The organism is Neisseria dentiae (assembly GCF_024580525.1).
In the GTDB taxonomy this organism is placed as follows: domain Bacteria; phylum Pseudomonadota; class Gammaproteobacteria; order Burkholderiales; family Neisseriaceae; genus Neisseria; species Neisseria dentiae_A.
This window is the reverse complement of sequence record NZ_JANIKQ010000003.1, coordinates 13,885-39,538: the sequence shown is the minus strand read 5'-3', so window position 1 is coordinate 39,538 and position 25,654 is coordinate 13,885. Positions and strand designations below refer to the sequence as shown.

28 protein-coding genes and 2 tRNA genes are annotated in these 25,654 nt (G+C 54.8%); 17 read left to right on the top strand and 13 right to left on the bottom strand.

Going from position 1 to position 25,654, the window contains the following annotated elements:
• Nucleotides 1–31 precede the first annotated feature (31 nt).
• From NQ012_RS03010 to NQ012_RS02995, 4 genes are all read left to right on the top strand, one after another.
• Nucleotides 32–238: a dioxygenase gene (locus NQ012_RS03010; protein WP_257066073.1), complete on the top strand. Its 207-nt coding sequence runs from the start codon at nucleotides 32–34 to the stop codon at nucleotides 236–238.
• Entirely contained in the window at nucleotides 238–639 is a 402-nt protein-coding gene (locus NQ012_RS03005; protein WP_257066072.1) for a VanZ family protein, read from the top strand. The genes NQ012_RS03010 and NQ012_RS03005 overlap by 1 nt, the downstream gene beginning before the upstream one ends.
• A gap of 52 nt (nucleotides 640–691) precedes the next feature.
• Nucleotides 692–1,945, top strand: a complete 1,254-nt coding sequence (locus tag NQ012_RS03000; protein WP_257066071.1) for an aminopeptidase P N-terminal domain-containing protein — start codon at nucleotides 692–694, stop codon at nucleotides 1,943–1,945.
• A 290-nt stretch (nucleotides 1,946–2,235) separates the two neighbouring features.
• Complete coding sequence (locus NQ012_RS02995) at nucleotides 2,236–3,381, top strand: iron-containing alcohol dehydrogenase (RefSeq protein ID WP_257066070.1); 1,146 nt, start codon at nucleotides 2,236–2,238, stop codon at nucleotides 3,379–3,381.
• Between the two features lie 290 nt (nucleotides 3,382–3,671).
• On the opposite strand, the gene NQ012_RS02990 is transcribed toward NQ012_RS02995, so the two are convergent.
• Together NQ012_RS02990 and NQ012_RS02985 are read right to left on the bottom strand one after the other, a co-directional pair.
• Entirely contained in the window at nucleotides 3,672–4,457 is a 786-nt protein-coding gene (locus NQ012_RS02990; RefSeq protein WP_257066069.1) for a basic amino acid ABC transporter substrate-binding protein, read from the bottom strand.
• A gap of 120 nt (nucleotides 4,458–4,577) precedes the next feature.
• Complete coding sequence (locus NQ012_RS02985) at nucleotides 4,578–4,829, bottom strand: NGO1151 family protein (RefSeq protein WP_257066068.1); 252 nt, start codon at nucleotides 4,827–4,829, stop codon at nucleotides 4,578–4,580.
• A 134-nt stretch (nucleotides 4,830–4,963) separates the two neighbouring features.
• Here NQ012_RS02985 and NQ012_RS02980 point away from each other — a divergent pair, with 134 nt between their 5' ends.
• A complete protein-coding gene (locus NQ012_RS02980) occupies nucleotides 4,964–5,773 on the top strand; it encodes a hypothetical protein (RefSeq protein ID WP_257066067.1) in 810 nt (269 codons plus the stop codon).
• A gap of 182 nt (nucleotides 5,774–5,955) precedes the next feature.
• Nucleotides 5,956–6,423 carry a DUF3465 domain-containing protein gene (locus NQ012_RS02975; RefSeq protein ID WP_257066065.1) on the top strand — a complete coding sequence of 156 codons (468 nt, stop codon included), beginning with the start codon at nucleotides 5,956–5,958 and terminating at the stop codon, nucleotides 6,421–6,423.
• Between the two features lie 323 nt (nucleotides 6,424–6,746).
• Here NQ012_RS02975 and NQ012_RS02970 read toward each other — a convergent pair.
• The 4 genes from NQ012_RS02970 to nadE all read right to left on the bottom strand — a co-directional run bounded on the left by NQ012_RS02970 (nucleotide 6,747) and on the right by nadE (nucleotide 8,934).
• Nucleotides 6,747–6,836 (bottom strand) — tRNA-Ser (locus NQ012_RS02970).
• 23 nt (nucleotides 6,837–6,859) lie between these two features.
• A tRNA-Ser gene (locus NQ012_RS02965) sits at nucleotides 6,860–6,949 on the bottom strand.
• 81 nt (nucleotides 6,950–7,030) lie between these two features.
• Nucleotides 7,031–7,810: a peroxide stress protein YaaA gene (yaaA, locus tag NQ012_RS02960; protein WP_257066064.1), complete on the bottom strand. Its 780-nt coding sequence runs from the start codon at nucleotides 7,808–7,810 to the stop codon at nucleotides 7,031–7,033.
• A 326-nt stretch (nucleotides 7,811–8,136) separates the two neighbouring features.
• Nucleotides 8,137–8,934: an NAD(+) synthase gene (gene nadE, locus NQ012_RS02950; RefSeq protein WP_257066063.1), complete on the bottom strand. Its 798-nt coding sequence runs from the start codon at nucleotides 8,932–8,934 to the stop codon at nucleotides 8,137–8,139.
• 332 nt (nucleotides 8,935–9,266) lie between these two features.
• Here nadE and NQ012_RS02945 point away from each other — a divergent pair, with 332 nt between their 5' ends.
• The 4 genes from NQ012_RS02945 to NQ012_RS02930 all read left to right on the top strand — a co-directional run bounded on the left by NQ012_RS02945 (nucleotide 9,267) and on the right by NQ012_RS02930 (nucleotide 12,156).
• Nucleotides 9,267–9,815: a YqgE/AlgH family protein gene (locus tag NQ012_RS02945; RefSeq protein ID WP_257066061.1), complete on the top strand. Its 549-nt coding sequence runs from the start codon at nucleotides 9,267–9,269 to the stop codon at nucleotides 9,813–9,815.
• Nucleotides 9,808–10,263 carry a Holliday junction resolvase RuvX gene (ruvX, locus tag NQ012_RS02940; RefSeq protein WP_257066060.1) on the top strand — a complete coding sequence of 152 codons (456 nt, stop codon included), beginning with the start codon at nucleotides 9,808–9,810 and terminating at the stop codon, nucleotides 10,261–10,263. Before NQ012_RS02945 ends, ruvX begins: the two co-directional genes overlap by 8 nt.
• Before the next feature lie 197 nt (nucleotides 10,264–10,460).
• Nucleotides 10,461–10,877 carry a YidB family protein gene (locus tag NQ012_RS02935; RefSeq protein WP_257066059.1) on the top strand — a complete coding sequence of 139 codons (417 nt, stop codon included), beginning with the start codon at nucleotides 10,461–10,463 and terminating at the stop codon, nucleotides 10,875–10,877.
• Between the two features lie 112 nt (nucleotides 10,878–10,989).
• Nucleotides 10,990–12,156 carry a sugar transporter gene (locus tag NQ012_RS02930; protein ID WP_257066058.1) on the top strand — a complete coding sequence of 389 codons (1,167 nt, stop codon included), beginning with the start codon at nucleotides 10,990–10,992 and terminating at the stop codon, nucleotides 12,154–12,156.
• 109 nt (nucleotides 12,157–12,265) lie between these two features.
• Here the strand turns inward: NQ012_RS02930 and glyA are convergent, their stop codons facing one another.
• On the bottom strand, nucleotides 12,266–13,516 hold the full coding sequence (glyA, locus tag NQ012_RS02925) for a serine hydroxymethyltransferase (RefSeq protein ID WP_257066057.1): 1,251 nt from the start codon (nucleotides 13,514–13,516) through the stop codon (nucleotides 12,266–12,268).
• 309 nt (nucleotides 13,517–13,825) lie between these two features.
• Here glyA and NQ012_RS02920 point away from each other — a divergent pair, with 309 nt between their 5' ends.
• Nucleotides 13,826–14,026, top strand: a complete 201-nt coding sequence (locus NQ012_RS02920) for a hypothetical protein (protein ID WP_257066056.1) — start codon at nucleotides 13,826–13,828, stop codon at nucleotides 14,024–14,026.
• Nucleotides 14,027–14,102: 76 nt separating this feature from the next.
• On the opposite strand, the gene NQ012_RS02915 is transcribed toward NQ012_RS02920, so the two are convergent.
• Nucleotides 14,103–14,564 (bottom strand): Lrp/AsnC family transcriptional regulator, encoded by a 462-nt coding sequence (locus NQ012_RS02915; RefSeq protein ID WP_257066055.1) that lies wholly within the window; start codon nucleotides 14,562–14,564, stop codon nucleotides 14,103–14,105.
• Nucleotides 14,565–14,713: 149 nt separating this feature from the next.
• Here NQ012_RS02915 and rarD point away from each other — a divergent pair, with 149 nt between their 5' ends.
• The gene (gene rarD, locus NQ012_RS02910; protein ID WP_257066207.1) at nucleotides 14,714–15,631 is read left to right on the top strand and encodes an EamA family transporter RarD; all 918 of its coding nucleotides are present in this window, start codon (nucleotides 14,714–14,716) and stop codon (nucleotides 15,629–15,631) included.
• 80 nt (nucleotides 15,632–15,711) lie between these two features.
• Here the strand turns inward: rarD and gloA are convergent, their stop codons facing one another.
• On the bottom strand, nucleotides 15,712–16,122 hold the full coding sequence (gloA, locus tag NQ012_RS02905; RefSeq protein ID WP_257066054.1) for a lactoylglutathione lyase: 411 nt from the start codon (nucleotides 16,120–16,122) through the stop codon (nucleotides 15,712–15,714).
• A 258-nt stretch (nucleotides 16,123–16,380) separates the two neighbouring features.
• On the opposite strand from gloA, the gene NQ012_RS02900 reads away from it, so the two are divergent.
• From NQ012_RS02900 to NQ012_RS02880, 5 genes are all read left to right on the top strand, one after another.
• A complete protein-coding gene (locus NQ012_RS02900; protein ID WP_257066053.1) occupies nucleotides 16,381–17,919 on the top strand; it encodes a Re/Si-specific NAD(P)(+) transhydrogenase subunit alpha in 1,539 nt (512 codons plus the stop codon).
• Nucleotides 17,920–17,960: 41 nt separating this feature from the next.
• A complete protein-coding gene (locus NQ012_RS02895; RefSeq protein ID WP_257066052.1) occupies nucleotides 17,961–18,293 on the top strand; it encodes an antibiotic biosynthesis monooxygenase family protein in 333 nt (110 codons plus the stop codon).
• 34 nt (nucleotides 18,294–18,327) lie between these two features.
• Nucleotides 18,328–19,713 carry a Re/Si-specific NAD(P)(+) transhydrogenase subunit beta gene (gene pntB / locus NQ012_RS02890; RefSeq protein ID WP_257066050.1) on the top strand — a complete coding sequence of 462 codons (1,386 nt, stop codon included), beginning with the start codon at nucleotides 18,328–18,330 and terminating at the stop codon, nucleotides 19,711–19,713.
• Between the two features lie 337 nt (nucleotides 19,714–20,050).
• Entirely contained in the window at nucleotides 20,051–20,416 is a 366-nt protein-coding gene (locus tag NQ012_RS02885) for a hypothetical protein (RefSeq protein WP_257066048.1), read from the top strand.
• Between the two features lie 216 nt (nucleotides 20,417–20,632).
• A complete protein-coding gene (locus NQ012_RS02880) occupies nucleotides 20,633–21,607 on the top strand; it encodes a class 1 fructose-bisphosphatase (RefSeq protein WP_257066047.1) in 975 nt (324 codons plus the stop codon).
• A 565-nt stretch (nucleotides 21,608–22,172) separates the two neighbouring features.
• On the opposite strand, the gene NQ012_RS02875 is transcribed toward NQ012_RS02880, so the two are convergent.
• From NQ012_RS02875 to ureG, 4 genes are all read right to left on the bottom strand, one after another.
• A complete protein-coding gene (locus NQ012_RS02875) occupies nucleotides 22,173–23,003 on the bottom strand; it encodes a symmetrical bis(5'-nucleosyl)-tetraphosphatase (protein WP_257066046.1) in 831 nt (276 codons plus the stop codon).
• Nucleotides 23,004–23,176: 173 nt separating this feature from the next.
• Entirely contained in the window at nucleotides 23,177–23,563 is a 387-nt protein-coding gene (locus NQ012_RS02870) for a RidA family protein (protein ID WP_085365706.1), read from the bottom strand.
• A 299-nt stretch (nucleotides 23,564–23,862) separates the two neighbouring features.
• The gene (locus NQ012_RS02865; protein ID WP_257066045.1) at nucleotides 23,863–24,687 is read right to left on the bottom strand and encodes an urease accessory protein UreD; all 825 of its coding nucleotides are present in this window, start codon (nucleotides 24,685–24,687) and stop codon (nucleotides 23,863–23,865) included.
• Nucleotides 24,688–24,934: 247 nt separating this feature from the next.
• Nucleotides 24,935–25,570 (bottom strand): urease accessory protein UreG, encoded by a 636-nt coding sequence (gene ureG, locus NQ012_RS02860; RefSeq protein ID WP_257066044.1) that lies wholly within the window; start codon nucleotides 25,568–25,570, stop codon nucleotides 24,935–24,937.
• Between the last annotated feature and the right edge of the window lie 84 nt (nucleotides 25,571–25,654).

Genomic DNA, 25,654 nt, shown 5'->3' with positions numbered 1-25,654 from the left:
CAATTATTCTAAATTGGTTAAGTGGGTGCTTATGCAGGCAGTTTTAGATTTAATCCGCACCGAATCCGCCGCCGTGGTGACAGAAACACTGGATTTTCTGCTTTACGAATGCAGTTTGGACGAAGCGCCTTCGCGCGATGATGTGGCGCTATGGTGCGATATTCTGCAAGCGCGCGGCGGCAAATTCGAGCGGTTGGCGCAAACCTGCCGAATCTGGTTGGAAGAGGAGGCGCTTTGATGCGGATGCCCAATAACCGTTTCGTGCTGTTTGCCGTATTATGGTTTATCGCAGCGGTGTATTCGCTGCTGTTCAGAGAGTCCGACGGCGGCGCACCGCCGTTTGCCCATTTCGACAAAGTGGCGCATTTCGCGTTGTTTTTCGCCCAGTTTTGGCTGTTGGCCAAAGCCTTTATGCAAGACCGCCTCGCCGTGCCTTACCGGTTGCTGTTTGTGTTGGCCGTGTTGGCCGCTGCGGGCAGCGAAACCGCACAGGCTTTATTTACCCGCACGCGCGAAGGCAGCATTGCCGACGGTTTGGCCGATGTGCTCGGCGCGTGCGCGGCGCTGTGGCTGGCTGACAGGGTTTCTTCAGCCAAACGTGTGGTTAAAAAACCGCTTAACGCCGATAAGGCCGTCTGAAAAAATCAGGCCGTGAAATTAACCGATGTTTTATTTCGACAGAAAGCCAAACATGACTCCGTTTGCCGAACGCCGCCGCCGTTTGCTTGGGCAAATCGGCAGCGGCAGCGTGGCGGTGTTGTTTGCCGCACCCGAGCAGCGCCGCAGCAATGATACGTTTTTTCCCTACCGCCAAAACAGTTATTTCCATTACTTGACGGGCTTTCCCGAGCCGGAATCGGTGCTGGTGCTCGACGGATCGGCGCAAACCGCCGTGTTATTCTGCCGCGATAAAGACGATTTGAGCGAAATATGGGAAGGCTTCCGTTACGGGGCGGATGTCGCGTGCGAAGCATTCGGCATGGATGCGGCGTACAGCATAGCAACCTGGCGGGAACAGATGCCGAAAATCCTGCAAAATGCGCAACGCCTGTTTGTGCTGCCGGAAGAGGGCGGCGCAGCGGAGCAGGCATTGGTTAGGCATTGGCAGAAAATAAAAAACAGTGCGGCGGTTGAAAATCTGGCGGTGTGTTTGGACGAAATGCGCCTGATTAAAGACCGGCATGAAACCGACCTGCTGAAAACGGCGGGCAAAATCAGTGCGGCCGCACATATCCGCGCGATGCAGAAAACCCGGCCCGGCATCAGCGAGCTGCATATCGAGGCCGAACTGCTGCACGAATTCATGCGCCGCGGTGCGCGTTTTCCCGCTTATGCCAGCATCGTGGCAGGCGGTAAAAATGCCTGCTGCCTGCACTACACCGCCAACAAAGACATACTGCAAAACGGTGATTTGCTGCTGGTTGACGCCGGTGCGGAATACGAGGGCTATGCCGGCGATATTACCCGCACTTTTCCTGTAAACGGCAGGTTTGGCGGTGCGCAGAAAGACCTTTACGAAGTGGTGCTGGCGGCCAACGAAGCCGCCATCGCTGCGGTGAAACCCGGAGCCGTCTGGGCCGACATCCAACAAACCGCCCTCAATATTCTCGTGCGCGGCATGGTCGACTTCAAGCTGCTGGCGGGCACGGTGGAGGGCAATATCGAATCGGGCGCATTCAAACGCTACTATATGCATGGTTTAGGGCATTGGGTGGGCTTGGACGTGCACGATGCCGGCGGCCGGCCGGTGCTGCTGCGAGAAGGCATGTGCACCACCGTAGAGCCGGGCATTTATATCGCCGCCGCCGCCGATATCCCCGCCTGTTTTCACAATATCGGTATCCGCATCGAAGATAACGTGCTGGTTACGGAAAGCGGCTGCGAAAACTACACCGCCGCCGCGCCGAAAAGTGTGGCGGCCATCGAAGAAACCATGCGCGGATAAGGCACGGTTTCAGTTTGCTTGAGGCCGTCTGAAAAGATTCAGCAGCGTGTTCATGATGCGGTTGAAATCTTTTCAGACGGCCTTTTTGACAGACAAAGCAATTAAAGTGAAGATATGTTTTTAATATTTAATATATGCAAAATAACGATAAAAAAACAAGCGCGGGTGGTTTTGCAGCTTGCAGCCGCCGGCGCCTTGTGGCACTTTTGGCAACGTCGGTGTACAGGCAGTTTAAGAAAAATACAACATCGGCGGATTCATTATCTGCAAACTACATAAGGAGCACTACCATGGCAACACAATTCTTCATGCCCGTTCAAAACATTATCGGCGCCGGTGCGCTGGCTCAGGCGATGGACGCGATTGCCGCGCTCGGCCTGAAAAAAGCCTTAATCGTAACCGACGGCGGTTTGAGCAAAATGGGCGTGGCCGACCAAATCGGCGGCTTGTTGAAAGAAAAAGGCATCGATTATGCCGTATTCGACCAAGTACAGCCCAACCCCACCGTAAGCAATGTGAATGCCGGTTTGGCCAAACTGAAAGAAAGCAGCGCCGACTGCGTGATTTCTTTGGGCGGCGGCTCTTCCCACGATGCGGCCAAAGCCATCGCCATCGTGGCGGCCAACGGCGGCAAAATCGAAGACTACGAAGGTTTGGATAAATCCAAAAAACCGCAAATCCCGCTGGTGGCCATCAACACCACCGCCGGCACGGCTTCGGAAATGACCCGTTTCACCATCATCACCGACGAAACCCGCCATGTGAAAATGGCCATCGTCGATAAACACGTTACCCCGCTGTTGTCGGTGAACGAACCCGCCCTGATGGAAGGTATGCCTGCCCCCCTCACCGCTGCCACCGGTATGGACGCGCTTACCCACGCCGTAGAAGCCTATGTTTCCACCGCCGCTTCGCCGATTACCGATGCCGTGGCCGTGAAAGCCATCGAGCTGATCGCCCGCTACCTGCCCACAGCCGTGAGCGACCCGAAAAACAAAGAGGCGCGCGAACAAATGGCCTATGCGCAGTTTATGGCGGGCATGGCGTTCAACAACGCTTCGCTCGGTTATGTGCACGCCATGGCGCACCAATTGGGCGGTTTCTACGACCTGCCGCACGGCGTCTGCAACGCTTTGCTGCTGCCCCACGTAGAACGCTTCAACCAACAGGCCGCCAAAGCGCGTTTGGATGAAATCGGCACGATTTTGGGCAAAAACAACCCCGATTTGGCCGGACTGGATGTTATCGACGCCATTACCAAACTGGCGCGTATCGTCGGCATTCCGAAATCGCTGAAAGAATTGGGCGTGAAAGAAGAAGACTTCGACGTATTGGCCGAAAACTCGCTGAAAGACGTTTGCGGTTTCACCAACCCGATTCAAGCCAACAAAGAGCAGATTATCGGCATCTTCCGTGCCGCTTTCGACCCGGCTTGATTAACCGGACCGATTGTTTAAGCTTCTAAATAATACAGGCCGTCTGAAACGTTTCAGACGGCCTTCGGATATATAGTTAAACCATTATAGTTAAACCATTTGCTTAGTAACCGTTTCGCCATACTCGGGTCAAGTCCGAATATGGCGTATGTGCTTTTCTCAGGTTGATTAACTATATTTGCAAAAGCCCCGGCATAAGTGAATTCTGCCAAGCTTCCGGTTTGCTTGTTCAGGCCAAAACAAAAGCCCCTGACAACAAGGGGCTTTTGTTTTGTTCGAAGCGAACTGCCTTATTTGGCGAAATATTTGCTTTGGATTTTTTCATATTCGCCGTTTTCGCGAACTTTGGCCAGAGCGTCATTCAGCATGTTCAGCGTAGCCGTGTCGCCTTTGCGCACCGCCATGCCGTAGTTTTCCACTTCGAAATCGGGCACGGCAACCATGCTGAAGCCTTTGTCGCCGTTGTTTTTCACATAATTACCCACAACGGCGCTGTCGGAAATCACCGCGTCGAGGCCACCGTTTTCCAGCTCTTTAATCACCAGCGGCAGGCTTTCGAAACGGGCGATTTTGGGGCTGTTGCTGCCCAAGATTTTAGAAGCGGCAAAATCACCGGTTTGGCCGGTTACCACACCCACTTTCTGTGCTTTTTTCAGGTCTTCGACCGAATTGATGTTTTTACCCTTCTGCACCAGAATCACTTGCGTGATTTCAAAGTAGGGGTTGGTGAAGTCCATGGTTTGTTTGCGCTCGTCGGTGATGGTGATGGCCGAGAGCAGGATATCGACGTCGCCGTTGGTTAACGCGGGGAAAATGCTGTCCCACGGCTGGTGTTTGTATTCCACCTTGAAGTTGCCGGCTTTAGACATGGCATTGAGCAGGTCGATATCGAAGCCTTCGATTTGATTGCTGGCGTTCATCGATTCAAACGGAGCAAATTCGGCATTGGTGGCAACGCGGTACACTTTGTCGGTACCGGCACCTGTTGAGGCGGAACCGCCGCTTTGGCCGCCGCAGGCGCCTAAGGCCAGTGCGGAGCAGGCGATGGCGGCGGCAATCCATTTTTTCATGTTCATTTTGAGTGTTCCTGGCAAATTAAAGCGGTTATTTTAGCATAAGCTAACAAAAATACACATCTTTAACACGGCTTGGGCTGGGCTGTTATTTATGTGTGAAAATCATAAAGTTGCAGATTATTAGCGCTCTTTTTCGCGGAAAAAGGCATAAGTAACGTCGTGAAACAAATCCGTGTGCGGGCTGTCTTCATAATTAAGTTCGGCCAAGGCATCTTCAAAGGCAAGCTGCACCGACTCGATCACGTCTTGCGCGATATCGGCGGGCAGGGCGCGCACCATGCCTTTAAAAGCGGTGGCCAGCACATGATTTTGCATGCGCAAAACGTCGCAGGCTTCTTCGAGGTATTCCAAGCGCTGTTCTATGCTGTTCATGATTTTTCTTTCGGGAATCTGTTAGAATGCAGCATTATAGCGCAAACTCAGATTTAAACTTTGGCGGCACGGAAACTGAACCGGTTCACGATATAAAGCGGCGGCAACAGGCCGCAGACAATAAGGATAAACACATGACTAACCGCAACATGCCGGGAGCTTCCGGCAACGATAACGGACAAGAAGAATTCGACTGGGAAAAAGGTTTGGAAAAATTGCGCGAGCAGCGCCATTCGGGGCGCAGCAAAGCGGTAAGGCCACAAGCGCAACGTCCGGCCCCCGTTCCCCAAGCAGCGCCGCAGCGTGCCAAACCCACGCCGGAAGAGGCACAGCTGAATGCCAAGGCTGCCGAACGGATGCTGCGCGAATATTTGCAGCAGTGGCAGCAGGAACACAACGATCCGTTGGCCGACACCATTACCGCCGAAACCGACACCACCGTGTTGTTGCAGGAAGACTGGCTGGCCGCGCAAACGGCTTTGCAGTCGGCACGGATGGACGACAGCAAATTGGAAAGCACGCGCACGGTATGGCTGAACCCTAAGCGGCAAAGCGTTTCGTTTACCGACCCTTCCGCACAGCGGCAGGAGCGCGAAGCGGCGCAGGAAGCAGACGGCAACGTGTTTGAAGAAGCCGTGCAGGCCGAAGAATGGCTGCCGGTTACGGTGAAGGTAATCAACCCGCAGGTTGATCCGCGCAGACCGGTGATGTGTTTGTCGGAACAAGAGCTGCTGGAACGCCTGACCCACCGGCTGCGCCCGCACCTTACCGATGCGGTGGCCGGCATGGTGCGCGTGGCGGTGCAGAAACAAACTGCCGCGCTCACCTACCAGCTCCAACAGATTCTGAACGAGCAAACGCCCGCCGTGGTGGAGGAAATACTCGACTACAATCTGAAAGCCGCCATGTCGGAAATCAAATACAGTCTGAAATACAAACGCTGATATGCCGTATCGGCCGGGCCGTCTGAAAACTACCGGGCTTAGGTGAAGCCGCCGCAGGAAAATATATTTTGCGCAGGCGGTTTTGCAAAGGCTCCGGGCTTTCAGACGGCCTTTGCCGATTTGTTATTGAGGCCGTCTGAAAAACAAACCGAACAAATGTTGAATCAATAGAAAAATTTAAGATGAAAAAAAACCTGATTTGGGCGGCGGTGGCCGCCGCCTTATGGTTCGGCTACCAATATTGGCAAAAGCAGCCGCAGGAACCGATGCAGCAGCCGATACCGCAGGCGGTGCAGACGGAGGTGCAGCGGCAGTCGGCCGTGCAAATCCTTCAGACGGCCTATGAGCAGAAGCAGAGCAATATCCAAGTGGAAGGCAGCGGCGTGGTGGTGAAAACCCTGCCGGACGATAACAAAGGCTCGCGGCACCAGCGCTTTATTCTCAAACTGGCCGGCGGGCAAACCCTGTTGGTGGCGCATAATATTGACTTGGCCCAGAAAATCAAAGGGTTGAAAAAAGGCGATACGGTGGAGTTTTACGGTGAATACGAATGGTCGCAGCAGGGCGGTGTGATTCATTGGACGCACCACGACCCGCAAGGCCGCCATGCCGACGGCTGGCTGAAGCATAACGGCGTAACGTATCAATAAGTCTGAAAGTTTGAAAACCTTTATAGTTAAATTGCTTACTTGTTGGTAACCGTTTCGTCATACTCGGGCTTGACCCGAGTATCTTTGTTGGTTTTCAGATTGGTTTTTAGAAATTTTTTAAGAAAGTGAGATATACGGGGCAAGTCCATGTATAACATGTGTATAGCGAATCCACTTGCTCCATTACGGCGTTGCTACGCCTTGTCGTACTATTTGTACTGCCTTCGGCTTGCTGCCTTGTACTGAAAATTAATTGAATTCACTATAGTTTGCTTGAAAAATAAAAACAACCCGCCGGGTTTCGGCGGGTTATTTTTTTAATTTGGCGGAGGCGGTGAGATTCGAACTCACGGAGGGCGCAAACCCTCGACGGTTTTCAAGACCGTTGCATTAAACCGCTCTGCCACACCTCCGGTTTTCTAGTGGATTTCAAGATTGGCGGAAGCGGTGAGATTCGAACTCACGGAGGGCGCAAACCCTCGACGGTTTTCAAGACCGTTGCATTAAACCGCTCTGCCACGCTTCCGTTTCTTGAAAGCGGAAATATTAGCGCAAAATAATGTGCCTGCCAAGCATTTTGCGGTGGTAGGGGATTAGTTTTTTGTTTTTATTTGGATTGTTCCTTTCTTAAAAACACCCATTCGTTTTCGCCGGATGAGGCGGCGTTGAATGCGTAGCCTTCGTAGTCGAAATTTTTCAAGGCTTCCGGCTCGGTGATGCCGTGTTCGGCGGCGTAGCGCACCATCAGGCCGCGGGCGCGTTTGGCGTAGAAGCTGATGATTTTATATTGGCCGTTTTTTTCGTCTTTAAACACGGGCGTAATCAGGCGGGCATTGAGTTTGGCGGTATCGACGGCTTTGAAGTATTCCTGCGAGGCCAGGTTGACCAGCGTGTTGTTGCCGCTTTCCGCCAGCGTTTGATTGAGCAGGTCGGTGATGCGGCCGCCCCAGAATTCATAGAGGTTTTTGCCGCGTGCGTTGGCAAACGGCGTGCCCATTTCCAAACGGTAGGGCTGCATCAGGTCGAGCGGGCGCAGCAGGCCGTAGAGGCCGGAAAGCAGGCGCACATGGTTTTGCAGGTAGGTTACGGATTGGCTGCCGAGCGAGGGTGCGTCTAAGCCTTCATACACGTCGCCGTTGAACATATACACGGCTTGTTTGGCGTTTTGGGGAGTGAAAGGCGTGTGCCAGGCGGCGTTGCGTTCGGCGTTGAGCAGGGCGATTTTGTCGGAAACGTGCATCAGTTCGGCGATTTGCTGCGGTGCGAGCAGGCGTACTTCGGCCATCAGTTTTTCGGCTTCGGCGAGCAGCGCGGGCTGGGTGTGTTCGGCAACCGGCGCGGGGTCTTTTTCGTTGAGGTTTTTGGCGGGTGAGAGAACGAATAGCATATCGGTGGGCTTCGGTGGTTTTCAGACGGCCTTAACTTTAGTGGCGGCGTTGCGGTTTGGCAAGTTCGGCGGTGTTGCGATATTTTATGGCTGCGATTGTTTGAATGGGAACAGGCCGTCTGAAAGTGTTTCAGACGGCTCGAGACCTTTGCAAAACCTCCATCTGCGGCGTATTTCTGCGTTGCGCGTTTATGCCCTTTAGGGTACTGCTCGCTCGCTTGCCTATCTGTTTGATATGTCTGCACTCGCTGCGCTGCTACGCCTTGAACTGCATCCACATCTGGGGGTTTTGCAAAGGTCTCGGCCTGTTAATATATTTCCGCCGTTTACGGTGCCAACAGCGGGGCAGGAATTTCGCATACGGGAATCGGGTTGATTTTATGCTGCATGGCCTGATGCAGGCGGGTGTAGATTTCGAGCACTTCGCGTTGGCGGCCGGTGAAATCTTCGGGGGTGTTCCAGCCGTACACTTCCATTGCCCATTCCAGCTCGGGATAGGTGGCGCCCATCTGCTGTTCGTCGGTGCGGTCGGTGTCCCACAGGCCGTCGGTGGGCGGGGCGACTTGGATGGACTCCAGCACGTTGAGCGCGGCGGCCAGTTGGTAAACCTGGGTTTTCAGCAAACCGGCTATCGGGCTGATGTCCACGCCGCCGTCGCCATATTTGGTGAAAAAGCCTACGCCGAAATCTTCTACTTTGTTGCCGGTACCGGTAACGAGCAGGCCGTTGATTTGGCCGTAGTAGTAGAGCGTTACCATGCGCAGGCGCGAGCGGGCGTTGGCCAGGGCGAGCTGTTTGGCGGGGTAGTCGGTTTCGTTAACATCAACCGTGGCGGCGAAGGTGTCGAAAGTGGGGGTGAGGTCGATGCTCATGCCCTGCACGTTGTCGGGAAAGCGTTTTTTCAAATCTTCGATATGCGCCTGCGCACGACCGGCTTGGTCGGCCTTTTGGCGGATGGGCATTTCGAGCAGCAGGGTGGGCAGGCCGGTGCGGGCGGCCAAAACGGATACCACGGCGGAATCCACACCGCCCGACACGCCGACAACGAAGCCTTTGGCGCGGGCGGTGGCGGCGTAATCTTTGAGCCAGCCGACAATATGGTCGATTACGGCTTGGGTTTGCATAGGGTATCCTTTCGGGCAGAAGCAGGTTAAAAAACGATAAATGTAATATATCGTTATTTTAATCTTTGTTAAAGTAAAGATTGTAATAAATGCATGGTATGCGGCCGGTATGGAAATAAAGCCACAGTTTGCCAGTATATTGAGACAGGTGGATATTGTATAAGTTTCAGACGGCATGGTTAATGTTTATTTTTGTTAATGTAAAATGAAAATCAAGGCCGTCTGAAAAAAGTGCGGCGCGGTTTGGTTTTTTACGGCGCCGCCTTGTAAAAAACCATGCCTATCCCCATGTTCGGCTGCATTCGAACCATTACTCAAACGAGCTTGCAATCATGAATTTAGCAGACCATTTCTTGGTGGCCATGCCTTCGATGGACGATCCGTTTTTCGAGGGCAGTGTGGTTTATTTGTGCCAGCACGGCGAAGAGGGCGCGATGGGCATTGTGATCAACAAGCCTTCGCCCGTTACCATGGATTTGATCTTTGCCGCCGCCGACAGCGCCATCCCCGAGCGTTTTCAAAACGAATGGGTGATGATGGGCGGCCCCGTTCAGATAGACCGCGGTTATGTGGTGCACACGCCGGTGGGCAACTGGCAGAACAGTTTGACTGTGAACGACCAGGTGGCGCTGACCACTTCGCGCGACATCATCGAAAACCTCGCCCAGCCGGGCGCGGTTGAAAAAGCCGTGGTCAGCATCGGTTATTCGAGCTGGGAAGCCGGCCAGCTCGAGCGCGAGCTTTCGGAAAACGCATGGCTGACCGTGCCTGCCGACACGCATATTCTGTTTGATTTGCCGTATGGCGACCGTTATGAAGCGGCGTTTGCCAAAATCGGCGTCAGCCCCGGCATGATGATGAGCGGAGCCGGCCATGCTTGACGCACCGCGCGGCACCACGCTGGCATTTGATTTCGGCGAGGCGCGTATCGGCGTGGCCGAAGGCGATGCCGAAGTGGGCACGGCGCATCCGATTGCCACGGTAACGGGTGAGGGTAATGATGCCAAGTTTGACGCCATCGCCAAACTGGTACGCGAATGGCAGCCCCGGCAGTTTGTGGTCGGGCTGCCCGTTCATGCCGACGGCAGCGAGCACGAGCTGACCCGCCTGAGCCGCAAGTTCGGCCGCCGCCTGCACGGGCGTTTCAACCTGCCTGTGTATTGGGTGGACGAGCGGATGTCGTCGCTGTATGCCGAAAGCCTGCTGGCCGAAGCGCAGGTGTTCGGCAGAAAACAGAAAGCCGTGCTCGACCAAGTGGCCGCGCAGGCGATTTTGCAGGGTTTTTTCGAGGGCGGTGCGGCGGAGTTTTTCAACGGTAGGGAAGATTAACCGCATCAAAACCGGATAAGGCCGTCTGAAAACCGTTTCAGACGGCCTTAGTTGTTTTGCCGCCTGCAACAGCAGGAAGCGGCTGCAGCGATGCAGACTACCGACACCTACACATGCCTGCGGCAAAAAACATCTGCCCGTGTGTTGAAATTTGCTAGAATACGCCACCTGATTCTGTATAACGAAAGAACACACTCATGGCTTTAATGGATTCTTTACTCAATGCGGCCGCATCGGCCATCGGCGGCGCCGGTAACGGCCAACAAAACACCGCCGTTCAAATGGTGCTGGACTTGGTGCAGCAAAGCGGCGGCGTGGGCAACCTGATCAACCAACTGCAACAGGGCGGTTTGGGCGGCGCGTTGGAAAGCTGGATTTCCACCGGCGGCAACCAAAGCGTGTCGGGCAGCGATTTGCAGTCTGCACTGGGCAGCGGCATGATCGAGCAGGTGGCAGCCAAGTTCGGCATGGACGGCCAACAGGCCGGCGATTTGCTGGCGCAATATCTGCCCAATCTGGTGGACAGCGCCACGCCCAACGGCTCTGCTCAAGATGCCGATGGTTTCGGTTTGGACGATATCGCCTCGCTGGTGCTGAAAAACCTGGTGAAATAAACAGCCGTTCATATGAATAGCATAGGCCGTCTGTTTTCAGACGGCCTGATTGTTTTTGCCGTTTCTTACCGATAAAAAATATAAAAATACCTATCAGAAAGCAATACGTTTCATGCCTCAAAACGATACTTCGCGCTGGCTCAGCGTGTTTGCGCTGGCGTTCGGCGCGTTTATTTTCAATACCACCGAGTTTATTCCGATTGCCTTGCTCAGCGATATCGGCGGCAGCTTCGCCATCTCGCCCACCGAAGCGGGCATCATGATTACGGTGTATGCGTGGGTGGTGGCTTTGTTGTCGCTGCCGCTGATGCTGCTCACCCGCAATATGGAACGGCGCACGCTGCTGCTGGCGCTGTTCGGGCTGTTTGCCGCCGGCCATGTGTTGTCGTATTTCGCTTGGAATTTTCCGGTGTTGCTGGCCAGCCGCATCGGCATTGCGCTCACCCATGCGGTTTTTTGGTCGATAACGGCGGCTTTGGCGGTACGGATTGCGCCGCAAGGCAAAGGCAATCAGGCTTTGAGTTTTCTCAGCATGGGCACGGTGTTGGCGATGGTGCTGGGGATTCCGCTCGGGCGCGTTATCGGCAACGCCTACGGCTGGCGGTTGAGCTTTTTGCTGATCGGTGCGGTGGCGGTGCTGACCGCTGCCGTGCTGGCGAAAAACCTGCCCAAACTGCCGAGCGTGAACAGCGGCTCGCTCGCCAGTTTGCCGCTGCTGGTCAGGCGCGGCGGTTTGTTGCAGCTTTATGCGTTTACCGTGCTGATGATTACCGCGCATTTCACCGCATACAGTTATATCGAGCCGTTTGTGTTGCAGGTGGGCGGATTTGCGCCCGAGCAGGTAACGGTGTTGCTGGTGTTATACGGCGTGGCGGGTTTTATCGGCTCATTCTTGTTCGGCAAATGGTTTGCCAAACACAGTAAGGTGTTTTTCTTAAGCTGCTGCGCGGTGATGGTGGCGGCGATGTTGCTGCTGTATCCGCTTTCCGGTTCGCCGGTTGTGGTGTATGCGCTGTGTTTTTTATGGGGAACGGGTATTTCCGCACTCGGTTTGGCGATGGTGTCGCGGGTTTTGCATTTCGCTTCCGATGCCACCGATGTGGCCACTTCGATTTATTCGGCGCTGTTTAATGTGGGCATCGGCGGCGGCGCGCTGTTCGGCCACTATGCGGAAGGTTGGTTCGGTATGAAATATATCGGCTTCACCGGCGCGGCGCTGGCGGTGGCGGCTTTGCTGCTGGCGTATTTTCTGGCGAACCGCCGTGATTTTGCGGGCTGAATAAATCTCAACGCATTCCGGTTTGCGTGAAAAGATAAAACGCTCAAACAAACAGGCCGTCTGAAAATATTTTCAGACGGCCTGTTAATGTTGCCAGACGTATCGGCTGTTAAGCGCCGTAAACCGGGTTTTTATCGCACAAGGCTTTGGCGGCGGCGGCCACACGGGTGAGGGTGGCTTCGTCTTCCGGGTTTTCCAGCACATCGGCCACCAGATTGGCCAGTTCGCGCGAATCGGCTTCGCTGAAACCGCGGGTGGTGATAGCGGAAGCGCCGACGCGGATGCCTGAAGTCACAAACGGTTTTTCAGGGTCGTTGGGAATCGCGTTTTTGTTGATGGTGATGTGCGCTTTGCCCAAAGCTTCTTCGGCGGCTTTGCCGGTGATGTTTTTCGCGCGCAGGTCAACCAGGAAAACGTGGCTTTCGGTTCGGCCGGAAATAATGCGCAGGCCGCGTTTCACCAGCTCTTCGGCCATGGCGGCGGCATTGATTTTCACCTGTTTGGCGTATTCTTTGAATTCAGGCTCGAGCGCTTCTTTGAATGCCACGGCTTTGGCAGCAATCACATGCATCAGCGGGCCGCCTTGCAGGCTGGGGAAAATCGCAGAGTTGAGGGCTTTTTCGTGGGTGTTGTCGCGGCACAGAATCACGCCGCCGCGCGGGCCGCGCAGGGTTTTGTGGGTGGTGGTGGTTACGAAGTCGGCAAACGGCACGGGGTTGGGGTATTCGCCGCCGGCCACCAAACCGGCGTAGTGCGCCATATCGACAAAAAGATACGCGCCCACTTTGTCGGCAATTTCGCGGAACTTCGCCCAATCGATTTCCAGCGCGTAGGCTGAAGCACCGGCCACGATCATTTTGGGCTTGTGTTCCAGCGCCAGGCGTTCCACTTCGGCGTAGTCCAGCACTTCGTTTTCGTCGAGGCCGTAAGTAACCGCGTTATAGAGTTTGCCGGAAATGTTCACGCTCGCGCCGTGGGTGAGGTGGCCGCCGTGTGCGAGGCTCATGCCCAAGATGGTGTCGCCGGGTTTCAAAACCGAAGCGTAAACGGCTTGGTTGGCCTGCGAACCTGAGTGGGGCTGCACGTTGGCGTATTCGGCGCCGAACAGTTTTTTCACGCGGTCAATGGCCAACTGCTCGACGATATCGACGTATTCGCAGCCGCCGTAGTAGCGTTTGGCGGGGTAGCCTTCGGCGTATTTGTTGGTTAACTGGCTGCCTTGGGCTTCCATAACGGCGCAGCTTACATAGTTTTCAGAGGCAATCAGTTCGATGTGGTCTTGCTGGCGCTCAACTTCTTTGGCGATGGCCGCGGCCAGTTCGGGATCGTATTTTTCAACGGTTACGCTTTTGGAAAACATTATTCGGAATCCTCGGGATAGGGTTGCGGGAAGGGGGAAATAAAATTGCGGCTATTGTAACTGAATTTGCTTTTGCGCCGTATGAAAAATCCGATTTTGTAAACAAACGCTGCTCATGGCTTTTTGAAAATATGTGTATATTTTTTAATTTTGGTAAATAATTTCTTTTGAATTAGTTTCTTAGGTTATTTAATAAGCAGTTTGACAACCTTTTAGCTTTAAATTCTACCGCCGGACAAATATTTGATATGCGTATGACGTTTTGGCTTATGCTGCTTTCACCAAAAGAAGCATGAAAGGAGACGGCTTATGAATATCAAAGTTTTTGTATTGGCTGCGGCTTTGGTCGGCGGCTTATACTATATCCAGGAAAATCCCGAAATCACCAAGCAGGTTAAGCAGACGTTCAGCCGCGAAAACCTGTTTGAAGTTAAATTCAAAGATGCTGAAAAGCAGAAACAATACGAAGAAAACAAAACTTCGCTGTTTTATCCCGGTTCGCAGTCTTGATTCGATTGGGTTTGAATGTGCAAAGGCCGTCTGAAACATTTCAGACGGCCTTTTTTTGCAAACCTGCCGCCTGCATTCACAGCGTGATTTTATTTTCCACTTTGGTAAAGTTCATCACAAACTGGCTGTTGAAATTGCGCACATGATTGCCGCCCGTGAGCACGCGGCGGGTGAAGGCGTGGTAGGCGGCCATATCGGTGCAGTGCACCAGAATCAGAAAATCGTAATCCCCCGAAATCTCATAACAGCCCGACACATCCGGCTCTTTCAAAATGGCGCGCTCAAACGCTTCTTGAATATTATGGTGCTGCCTTTCCAGCTCAACCTGCACGAACACGCTGATGCCGCGCCCCACGGCCTGCGGCGATACCAGCGCGGCCTGCCTGCGGATAATGCCGTTTTCCAGCATTTTGGCGATGCGCCGCTGGCAGGTGGTGGGTGAGGAGTGCACGGCCGCCGCCAGCTCTTTCAGAGGGGTGGCGGCGTTGTCTTGCAGGATATTCAGAATGTTTTTATCGAGTTTGTCGAGTTCGTGCATGGTTCGGCCGTTTATTTGAGAAATAATCGTTATTATGCTTGAAAAAATGATTTTTAAAACCGATTTCTTATAAATTATGAAAAAATTTTTCAGACGGCCTGCATTATAATCCTGCAACCGTTTAACATAATTGAAGGCCGTCTGAAATGATGCCGCACAACCTGAAAGGCGTGGCTGCCGCCGTTTGTTCCAATTTGCTGTTTGTTCTGCTGTTTCTGCACAGCGGCTGGATGAAGCCGATGAGCGGCACCGATGTGTTTGCCTGGCGCATGGTGGCGATGCTGGCAGGGTTGCTGGTGCTGGTTACGGTAACGCGCAGTTGGGGAGATGCGGCCGACTTCGTGCGCGGGGTGGGGTGCGATTGGAAGCATTGGTTTTTGATTCTGCTGCCCACGCCGATTGTCGCCAGCCAGCTTTGGCTGTTTATGTGGGCGCCGGTAAACGGCGAAGGCGTCGGCGTGGCGATGGGCTACTTTTTGTTTCCGCTGATGATGGTGTTGGCGGGCGGCGTGTTGTTCGGCGAAAAACTCACGCCTTTGCAAAAAGCCGCCGTGGGGGCGGCCTGCGCGGGCGTGGCGGCCGAGCTGTGGCATACGGGCGCGTTTTCGTGGGCAACGGTGTGGGTGTTCGGCACTTATCCTGCTTATTACCTGCTGCGACGGCGTTTGAAAGTGCCCGCGCTCACCGGCCTGCTGATTGATTTGCTGCTGATTACGCCGTTTGCGCTGCTGTATATTTTCACTGCTTCCGACAGCTTGGCAATGATTGCCGCGCAGCCGTCGCTGGTGGGGTTTATTGTGTTGCTGGGCGCGGGCAGCGCACTGGCGATGCAGTTTAATCTGTATGCGGGCGGTGCGCTGCCGGTGGTGTTGTTCGGTATGTTGAGTTATTTGGAGCCTGCTTTGCTGTTCGTGGTTTCGGTGCTGGTGTTGGGCGAGCAGGTTTCAATGGTTTCGCTGGCCTGCTATTCGCTGATTTGGCTGGGTTTGGGGTTGATGCTGCTCGACGGCCTGCGTGCAATCGGTGTGCAGCGGTTGGCGCGGAGCAGGGCTTTGCAGCAGTGGTAGGACTTGGAAAAGTCTCAGGCCGTCTGAAAATATTTTCAGACGGCCTGTTTGTTTTTGACTCACTATAAAACCGGCAATGTTCAGCCGTATTTCACCGAATCGTTGCCGCTGCCTTTTTGGATAAACTCGATTTTATAGCCGTCGGGGTCTTCCACAAACGCAATCACCGTGGTGCCGTGCTTCATCGGGCCGGCTTCGCGGGTAACCTTGCCGCCTTTGGCGCGCACGGCATCGCAGGCGGCGTAGGCGTCGTCCACTTCGATGGCGATATGGCCGTAGCCCGTGCCCAAATCATATTTTTCGGTGTCCCAGTTGTGGGTGAGTTCCAAAACGGTGTGGTCCGCTTCGCTGCCGTAGCCTACGAATGCCAGCGTGAAGCGGCCTTCGGGATAGTCGTGTTTGCGCAGCAGCTTCATGCCCAGAACATCTTGATAAAATGCTAATGATTTGTCGAGATTGCCGACGCGCAGCATGGTGTGGAGCATTCTCATGGTTGATCCTTTCTGAAACGGTTTGCCGCTTCGGGGTGCGGTTTAGGCTTATTTTAACACGCTATGCCGCGTGCGGTTCTGTTGCGCCGCGCAGTTTCAGACGGCCTTTCGCGGCCCGGTGTTCGGGTAACGTTAAATCGGGCGGCAATTGATGTTTTGTTGACATTTTAATGTTGTTTTTCACGCTGAAATTCGTTATAAAGCAAGCGTTAAGTTATGTTTTTCCGATTAACCGAGTTTGAATGAAGGAACGAAGAGATGAGAATTGGTATCCCAAAAGAATCTCTGGCAGGAGAAACCCGTGTGGCGTGCACGCCTGCCACCGTTACCCAGTTGCAGAAACTGGGCTTCGAGGTGGTGGTGGAAAGCGGTGCGGGCACGGCTGCCGGGTTGGTGGACGCCGCATACGAAGCGGCGGGCGCATCGCTGGCGAACGCCGAAAACGTGTGGGCCAGCCCGCTGATTTATAAAGTGAACGCGCCTAACGATGTGGAAATAGGCCGTCTGAACGCGGGCCAAACGCTGGTGAGCTTTTTGTGGCCGGCGCAAAACCCCGAGCTGGTGCAGAAACTTGCCGATAAAAAAGTGAACGTGCTGGCGATGGATATGGTGCCGCGTATTTCGCGCGCGCAGGCGTTGGACGCGCTCTCTTCTATGGCCAACATCAGCGGCTACCGTGCCGTGATTGAGGCTGCCAACGCGTTCGGCCGTTTCTTCACCGGCCAGATTACCGCCGCCGGCAAAGTGCCGCCGGCACAAGTGCTGATTATCGGCGCGGGCGTGGCCGGTTTGGCGGCCATCGGCACGGCAAACTCTTTGGGCGCCGTTGTAAAAGCGTTTGATACGCGCTTGGAAGTGGCCGAGCAGATCGAATCGATGGGCGGCCAGTTCTTAAAACTCGATTTCCCGCAGGAAGCGGGCGGCAGCGGTGACGGCTACGCCAAAGTGATGAGCGAAGAATTTATCGCCGCCGAAATGAAGCTGTTTGCCGAACAGGCTAAAGAGGTGGACATCATCATCACCACTGCGGCCATTCCCGGCAAGCCCGCGCCCAAGCTGATTACCAAAGAAATGGTGGAAAGCATGAAGGCTGGCAGCGTGATTGTGGATTTGGCCGCGGCCACAGGCGGCAACTGCGAGCTGACCCGCCCGGGCGAATTGTTCGTTACCGACAACGGCGTGAAAATCATCGGCTACACCGATATGGCCAACCGCCTGGCAGGGCAGTCTTCCCAACTCTACGCCACCAACCTGGTTAATTTAACCAAGCTGTTAAGTCCCAATAAAGACGGCGAAATCGCGCTGGATTTTGAAGACGTGATTATCCGCAACATGACCGTTACCCGCGAGGGCGAAATCACCTTCCCGCCGCCCGCCATTCAGGTTTCCGCCGCGCCGCAACAGCAGGCCGCCCAAGCCGCGCCTGCTGCCAAACCCGAGCTGAAGCCCGTGCCCGCTTGGAAAAAACTTGCGCCTGCCGTGATCGGCGCGGTGTTGGTTTTATGGGTAGGTGCGGTGGCGCCTGCCGCTTTTCTGAACCACTTTATCGTGTTCGTGCTCTCTTGCGTGATCGGTTATTACGTGGTGTGGAACGTGAGCCATTCGCTGCACACGCCGCTGATGTCGGTAACCAATGCGATTTCGGGCATCATCGTGGTCGGCGCGCTCCTGCAAATCGGCCAGGGCAACGGTTTTGTGTCGCTTCTCGCCTTTATCGCAGTGCTGATTGCCAGCGTGAATATCTTCGGCGGTTTTTACGTTACCCGCCGCATGTTGAATATGTTCCGTAAAGGATAGGCTTGAAGGCCGTCTGAAGAAACCACTGAAGGAATGCGGAAATGACTTTTGCCCAAACACCCGAACCGCCTTACTACGCCGTGATTTTCACATCGCAGCGCACCGACGGCGACAAAGGCTACACCGAAACTGCCGGGCGCATGGTTGAGTTGGCGCAACAGCAGCCGGGCTTTCTCGGCGCAGAAAGCGTGCGGGCAGACGGCTTCGGCATCACGGTTTCATACTGGGCAAGCGAAGCGGACATCACGGCATGGAAACGCCATGCCGAGCACCGCATCGCCCAAGAAACAGGCAAATCCATCTGGTATGCCGACTTCGCCGTCCGCGTGTGCAAAGTGGAGCGCGCCTACGGTACGGTTTTTCAGACGGCCTGAGCGATCTAAAATACAAAAATTCGGAGAACAAATCATGTCTTCAGGACTCGTAACCGCGGCATACATTGTTGCCGCCATTCTGTTTATTTTCTCGCTGGCGGGGCTTTCCAAGCAGGAAACCGCCAAAAACGGCTGCTATTACGGCATCGCCGGTATGGCGATTGCGCTGTTCGCCACGATTTTCAGCGAAAACACCGCCGGCTTGGGCTGGATTATCATTGCCATGGTTATCGGTGCGGCGGCGGGTATTTATAAAGCGCAAAAAGTCGAAATGACCGAGATGCCGGAGCTGATTGCGTTGCTGCACAGTTTTGTCGGCTTGGCCGCCGTGTTGGTGGGCTTCAACAGCTTTATCGAAGCGGGTAACGTTGATCCGGAAATGCACACCATCCACTTGATCGAAGTGTTTTTAGGCGTGTTTATCGGCGCGGTAACGTTTACCGGCTCGATTGTGGCCTTCGGCAAACTCAACGGCAAAATCAGCAGCGCACCGCTGCAACTGCCGCACAAACACAAGCTGAATCTGGCTTCGATCGTGGTGTCGTTTCTGTTGCTGCTGCTGTTTGTCGGCGCCGACGGCAGCTGGTTCGCCCTGATTCTGATGACCTTGATCGCGCTGGCGTTCGGCTGGCATTTGGTGGCCTCTATCGGCGGCGCCGATATGCCGGTGGTGGTGTCCATGCTCAACTCTTATTCGGGTTGGGCGGCCGCCGCAGCGGGCTTTATGCTCGGCAACGATTTGCTGATTGTTACCGGCGCGCTGGTTGGCTCGAGCGGTGCGATTCTGTCGTATATCATGTGTAAGGCCATGAACCGCTCGTTTATTTCGGTGATTGCCGGCGGCTTCGGCACCGACGGCACCTCTGCCGCCGCAGGCAGCGAAGAAGTGGGCGAATACCGCGAAGCCAAGCCCGCCGAAGTGGCCGAAATGCTGAAAAACGCCGCGAGCGTCATCATCACCCCGGGTTACGGCATGGCGGTGGCGCAGGCGCAATATCCGGTGGCCGAAATCACCGAGCTTTTGCGTAAAAACGGCACCGAGGTGCGCTTCGGCATCCACCCCGTCGCCGGCCGCCTGCCCGGCCATATGAACGTGTTGCTGGCCGAGGCCAAAGTGCCTTACGACATCGTGTTGGAAATGGACGAAATCAACGACGATTTCCCCGAAACCGACGTGGTGCTGGTAATCGGCGCCAACGATACGGTCAACCCCGCCGCTCAAACCGACCCCAACTCGCCGATTGCCGGCATGCCGGTGTTGGAGGTGTGGAAGGCCAAAGAAGTGGTGGTGTTCAAACGCTCGATGAACACCGGCTACGCAGGCGTGCAAAACCCGCTCTTTTTCAACGAAAACAGCGTGATGTGCTTCGGCGATGCCAAAGCCACGGTAGATGAGATTCTGGCCGAGTTGAAGAAATAAAGGCCGTTTGAAAAACAGCAATGCCTGTCTGAAAATGGTTCGGACAGGCATTTTTTGTGAGGGCTGTTTTCAGATGTTCTTAAGGTATTTTTGCGAAGGTATCAGGCCGTCTGAAAACTTAATGCGAATACACGGTTTCAGGTAATACCCATTCGCTTTTCGCCTGAATGGCAAATGCCGGATTATCGGGTCAAGCCCGATAATGACGGAATCAAACATTTCAGACGGCCTTAAGGTAGTTTTGCAAAGGCTTCGGCCTGATGCTTTTATAGAAAGCGGGGGCGAATTGAATTACAATCGTCGGTGTTTTTATTTCAAACCCGAATAGGTTTTTGTTATGAACATTGCCGCCCGTTGTGCCGCCGTATTGCTGTGTGCCGGTTTGTTTGCCGCTTGCAGCGAACAGCAGCAGGAAGCCGTTAAACAAACGGCAGCCGATTCTTTCCGTAACGAATTTACCGCCGCGTTTACCCAAGCCTGTTTGGAGCGTATCCCCAAAGAGGCGGGCCTTTCCGCCGAGCTGGCGCAGAAAGTCTGCTCTTGCAGTGCGGAGAAAGCGGTGGAAACGGTTTCGGTTGCCGATATGCCCAAGCTGATTCAGGGCGATGCCGAATTAACCCGCAAGGCGATGGAGGCTGCCAAAGTGTGCAAAGACGAAGTGTTCGGCACCAAGGCCGCTTCTGCGGCTTCGGGCGCGAATTAAGATGTGCGGGCGGTTTAGGGAGTGTAGTCGGAAGGCTTGCGAAGCGGTTTTTTGAGGAAAAATCCGCAGATGCAAGGCAAAAAGCGCAGCAAGATTGGGTATCTTGCGAGCATTTTTAACGCAGCCGCTGCGGATTTTGACCAAAAATACCGCCGCAACGCTTTCTGACTACACTCCCTATGCAGCCTGACAACACCAACCGAAGTGAGAAAAACGATGACTACCTTATCCCAATTTATTCCGCAGCATCTTGAAAACCACAACCTGCCCGAAGGTTTGGGCAGCGTGCTCGAAGCGATAGTGGCCGCCTGCGTACAGATTAACGGCCAAGTGCGGCAGGGTGCGCTGGCGGGTATTCTCGGCGAAGCCGGCACGGGCAACGTGCAGGGCGAAGACCAGAAAAAGCTTGATGTGATTGCCAACCAACTGTTGATCGATACGCTCAAAACCAACCCGAATGTGGCGGGTTTGGCCAGCGAAGAAGAAGACACTTTCGTGGCCTGCAACGAAAACGGCGGTTATTTGGTGCTGTTCGACCCGCTCGACGGTTCGTCTAACATTGACGTGAACATTTCGGTGGGCACGATTTTTTCGATTCTGGCCAAGCCCGAAGGCGGTTTGACAACCGAGTCGTTCCTGCAAAAAGGCCGCGATCAGGCCTGCAGCGGCTATGTGCTCTACGGCCCGCAAACCCAACTAGTGTTTACCCTGAAGCACGGGGTGTTTGTGTTTACGCTCGATGAAGCAGGCAATTTCGTTCAAACCCTGGCCAACCCGCAGGTGCCCGCGCAAACCAAAGAGTTTGCGATTAATATGTCGAACCAGCGCCATTGGTCTGCACCCATGCAGCAATATATCGCCGAACTGTTGGCGGGCGACACCGGCGTGCGCGGCAAAAACTACAATATGCGCTGGGTGGCTTCGATGGTGGCCGAAATCCACCGTATTCTGATGCGCGGCGGCGTGTTTATGTATCCGCAAGACGCGCGCGACCCGTCCAAGCCCGGCAAGCTGCGCCTGATGTATGAAGCCAACCCCTTGAGCCTGGTGTTGGAGCAGGCGGGCGGTGCGTCCGGCAATACCGTGCAGGCCATGCTCGATATTCAGCCGGAAGGTTTGCACCAGCGTGTTGCGGTGGTGATGGGCAGCCGCGAAGAAGTGGAATATGTGGGCAGGCTGCATCGGTCTTAAGCCTGCGTGAATCGTAATGCCGTGAATGGGTGTTAAAACAACAGGCCGTCTGAAATATTCAACCATCATCATTCCCGTGTGGGCGGGAATCCAGTCGTTTTTCGTAAACCATTGAAATAAAATACTTAATGGTTTAAAGGCTGGATTCCCGCCTACGCGGGAATGACGAGGCACAAACCTTTTCAGGGTTGAATTGGTTTTTTGCAAAGGTCTCGGCCTGTTTCGTTGTTTGACAGATTCTTTGAGCGGTGAAGAAGAGCAAAATGTCGGATTCGAGAGTCTGGCCTACTGCTCTGAAAACGTTAGTATCCCGCCGTTCCCGTCTGCATGGACAGCGCAGCGGGCTTGCGAATCAATGACGATATATATAATGGTAAATCCACTTAAGAAAAAGTACACAAGTCATACCCGGGCTTGACCCGAGTATCTCCTTTCCTAAAAATTTCTGAAACCCAAAAAGATACTCGGGTCAAGCCCGAGTATGACGAAACTGTTACTAAACAAGTGGTTTGACTGTAATCGGATGTTTCAGACGGCCTGAACGGGCTTTACAAAATTTTCGGGCTTATAAAGCCGTTTCCCAATGCAGCCCGCTTTTTGAGAAAACTTGGGCGATTTCGTTGGTGGCGAGGTTGACCGAGGTGAGCTGGCCGCCCCACAGGGCGCCGGTGTCGAGTGCGATTACACGGTGGTCGTTAACGTAGCCGAGTGCCGACCAATGGCCGAACACGGTGATGTGGCTCAGGTGGCGGCGGTCGGCAGCCTCAAACCAGGGAATCAGGTTTTCGGGCATTTCGTCGGGGCGGCCTTTGAATTCGTAGTCGAGTTTGTTTTTTTTGCGGGTAACGGCGCGCATTCTGGTGAACACGTTGGTGATCATGCGCAGGCGGTCGTAGCCTTCGAGTTTGTTTTTCCAGCGGCGCGGCCGGTCGCCGTACATATTGGCGAAATAGCCGCGCGCATCGCCGCTTTGCAGTTCGGTTTCCACTTCGCGGGCGAGTTCGGCGGCTTTTTCGACGCTCCATTCGGGCAGAAGGCCGGCATGCACCAAAACATGGGTGTCGTTTTGCACCAGCAGGGGTTGGGCTTGCAGCCAGCCGAGCATTTTTTTGCTGTCGGGATGTTCGAGCACGGGGGCGATGGTGTCGCCGCGTTTGATTCTACCGAAACCGTAGGATACGGCCAGCAGGTGCAGATCGTGGTTGCCGAGCACGGTTTGGATGCTGCTTTCGTGCTTCATGGCAAATTGCAGGGCTTCGAGCGATTTGGGGCCGCGGTTGACGATGTCGCCGGTGAGCCAGAGGGTGTCGGTGCCGTGGTTGAAGCCGATGGTGGCGAGCAGGGCGGTGAATTCGTCGTAACAGCCTTGGATGTCGCCGATTGCGTAGTGTGCCATTGTGTGTGAATCCGTTTTGTTTTTATGGCGCGTGAGGCCGTCTGAAACATTCAGACGGCCTTTATGCTGCGTGATAATTTTTTATTCGTTAATCAGGAGGGCGTGCCGTTAGAAAGCGTTACGGCGGTATTTTTGGTTAAAGCCCGCTTAACAAGCTTTCCGACCACATGCCCCTAGTCGTTCAATACCAGCACGGCTTCGGCCTCAACCTGTACGCCTTTGGGCAGGGCGGCAACGCCGACGGCGGCGCGGGCGGGGTAGGGCTGGCTGAAGTATTCCGCCATCACTTCGTTGAAAACGGCAAAATTGTTTAAGTCGGTGAGGTAGGCGTTGACTTTGACGATGTCGTCGAGCGTGCCGCCTGCGGCCTGCGCCACGGCTTGCAGGTTTTTGAACACTTGGTGTGCTTCGGCGCGGAAGTCGCCGTTGCCGGCCACGGTCATGGTGGCGGGGTCGAGCGGAATCTGGCCGCTCATGTAAACGGTGTCGCCCGCGCGCACGGCCTGGCTGTATGCGCCGATGGCGGCGGGGGCGTTGTCGGTGTGGATAATGGCTTTCATGCGGGTGCCTTTGCGGTGTAAAGAAAACACGGATTATCTGATAAATCGGCCTGTTTTTCCAGCCGCCTTTTCAGACGGCCCAAGACCTTATGCAAAAAAAGCACGGCCGGTTTTAGGACGTGTAGTCGACCGCGTTGCGGCGGTATTTTTGGTAAAAATCCGCATCTGCGGCGTTAGGTAGCGTAGCGGACTTGCGAAGCTAAAATGCTCGCAAGATGTCCAATCTTGCTGTGCTTTTTGCCTGGCATCTGCGGATTTTTCCTCAAAAAACCGCTTCACAAGCCTGTCGACGACACGCCCTAGCGGAAAAACACGGAAGACGGCGGGGCTTGCCGGGGTGAAAGCAGGGTAACGGCGAGGTGCAGCAGGTTTTGCAGGGTTTGGGCGTCGGCGGCCAGTGCGCGCAGGCATAGGGCGCGGGGGGCGCTGCGGCTGACACCCCACAGTAAATCGGGGCTGTGTTCTGCATGGTTTTCAGACAGGCATTGGTGCAGGTTTTCCAGTGGTGCCGATAAATCGGCATCGCCGGTGTGCACATAAAACAGGTTGAGCTGGTGGGTGTAGTGTTCCATTTGCCCGATACGCGCGGGCGGGTAGAGGCCGGGCTGCCATTGGATGTTGTCGGTGAGCAGCAGGCAGTTTTGGTGGCGGATGTTGAGGCGGGACGACAACCGCTCGAACGCGAACGCTTCGCCGTTGCGCACGCGGCCGGCGGCAAGGATTTCGCCGTAGAGCAGTTCGGTGTTGTTGTCTAATGTGATTTCGGTGGTTTGGTGCAGGGTGCTGCCGGTGTGCAGCACTAAGGGGTGCGGCAGAAAGGTGAGGCTGCTGCCTTCGGCCAAGCGGATGCGGGTATGCTGCCGCGCCGCGCCGCCTGCGTTCATCGACAGCACGCGGGTGAAGGCTTGGGTGTAGAGTGCGAGCGAGGTGTGCGCGGCCAGCGTGATGCTGGTGTCGATAACGTCGCCTGCCAGCAGGCCGGGCGAAGACGACATTTGCACGGCATGCAGCGTGTGCTTGTGCGGCGGCAGCGCGATCAGCTTCAGCGGCGGGGTGGCGTAGCATTCTTTCAGCACGGTCCGGCCGTTGCGCGATTGAGTGGATAGGGACAGTGTGGCGTGCATAATTACCTTGTAAAAGAAAGGGTTTTTCAGGCCGTCTGAAAGGTTTCAGACGGCCTGAGCCGCTTATAGCCTCTCCCGCGGGGGAGGGCGTGCGGTTGCCGTTGGGTTTCAAATGACAGGTAACACCGTGCGATTGGGTTTGTTGGCGTTGCCCATATCAGGCCTGAGATTTTTGCAAGTCGTTTAGGCCGTCTGAAAAGTGATTTCATCCGCCGCTTATTCTTTCTCACCTGAGGGCGGTTTGCCGTTAACGGACCAGCTGCGCCGGTTCGGCGGTATTTTCCAACAGCGCATATTTCCGAATCCAGCCGATTACGGCATCGAGATTTTCGTCTTTCATCAGGTTGGTGAACACGAAAGGCTGGCTGCCGCGCATTTTGCGGGCGTCGCGCTCCATCACTTCGAGGCTGGCGCCGACATGGGGGGCGAGGTCGGTTTTGTTGATGACGAGCAGGTCGGAGCGGGTGATGCCGGGGCCGCCTTTGCGCGGGATTTTTTCGCCCTGCGCCACGTCGATCACGAAAAGGGTAACGTCGGCCAAATCGGGGCTGAAAGTGGCGGAAAGGTTGTCGCCGCCCGATTCGATAAAGATGATTTCCACATCGGGGAAACGCGCCGCCATTTCGTCGACTGCTTCCAGATTCATCGAAGCGTCTTCGCGGATGGCGGTGTGCGGGCAGCCGCCGGTTTCCACGCCCATGATGCGTTCGGGCGGCAGCAGGCTGTTTTTGGTGAGGAATTCGGCGTCTTCGCGGGTGTAGATGTCGTTGGTGATTACGGCGATGCTGTAATCGGCGGCCATTTTGCGGGTGAGCCGCTCGATTAAGGCGGTTTTGCCCGCGCCCACCGGGCCGGCCACGCCGATTTTGATGTAGTTGCGCATGGGGTTTCCTTTTTTATAGTGGCTTAAATTCAGCATAATACAGCGTTGCCTCGCCTTAGCTCAAAGAGAACGATTTTGTAAGCC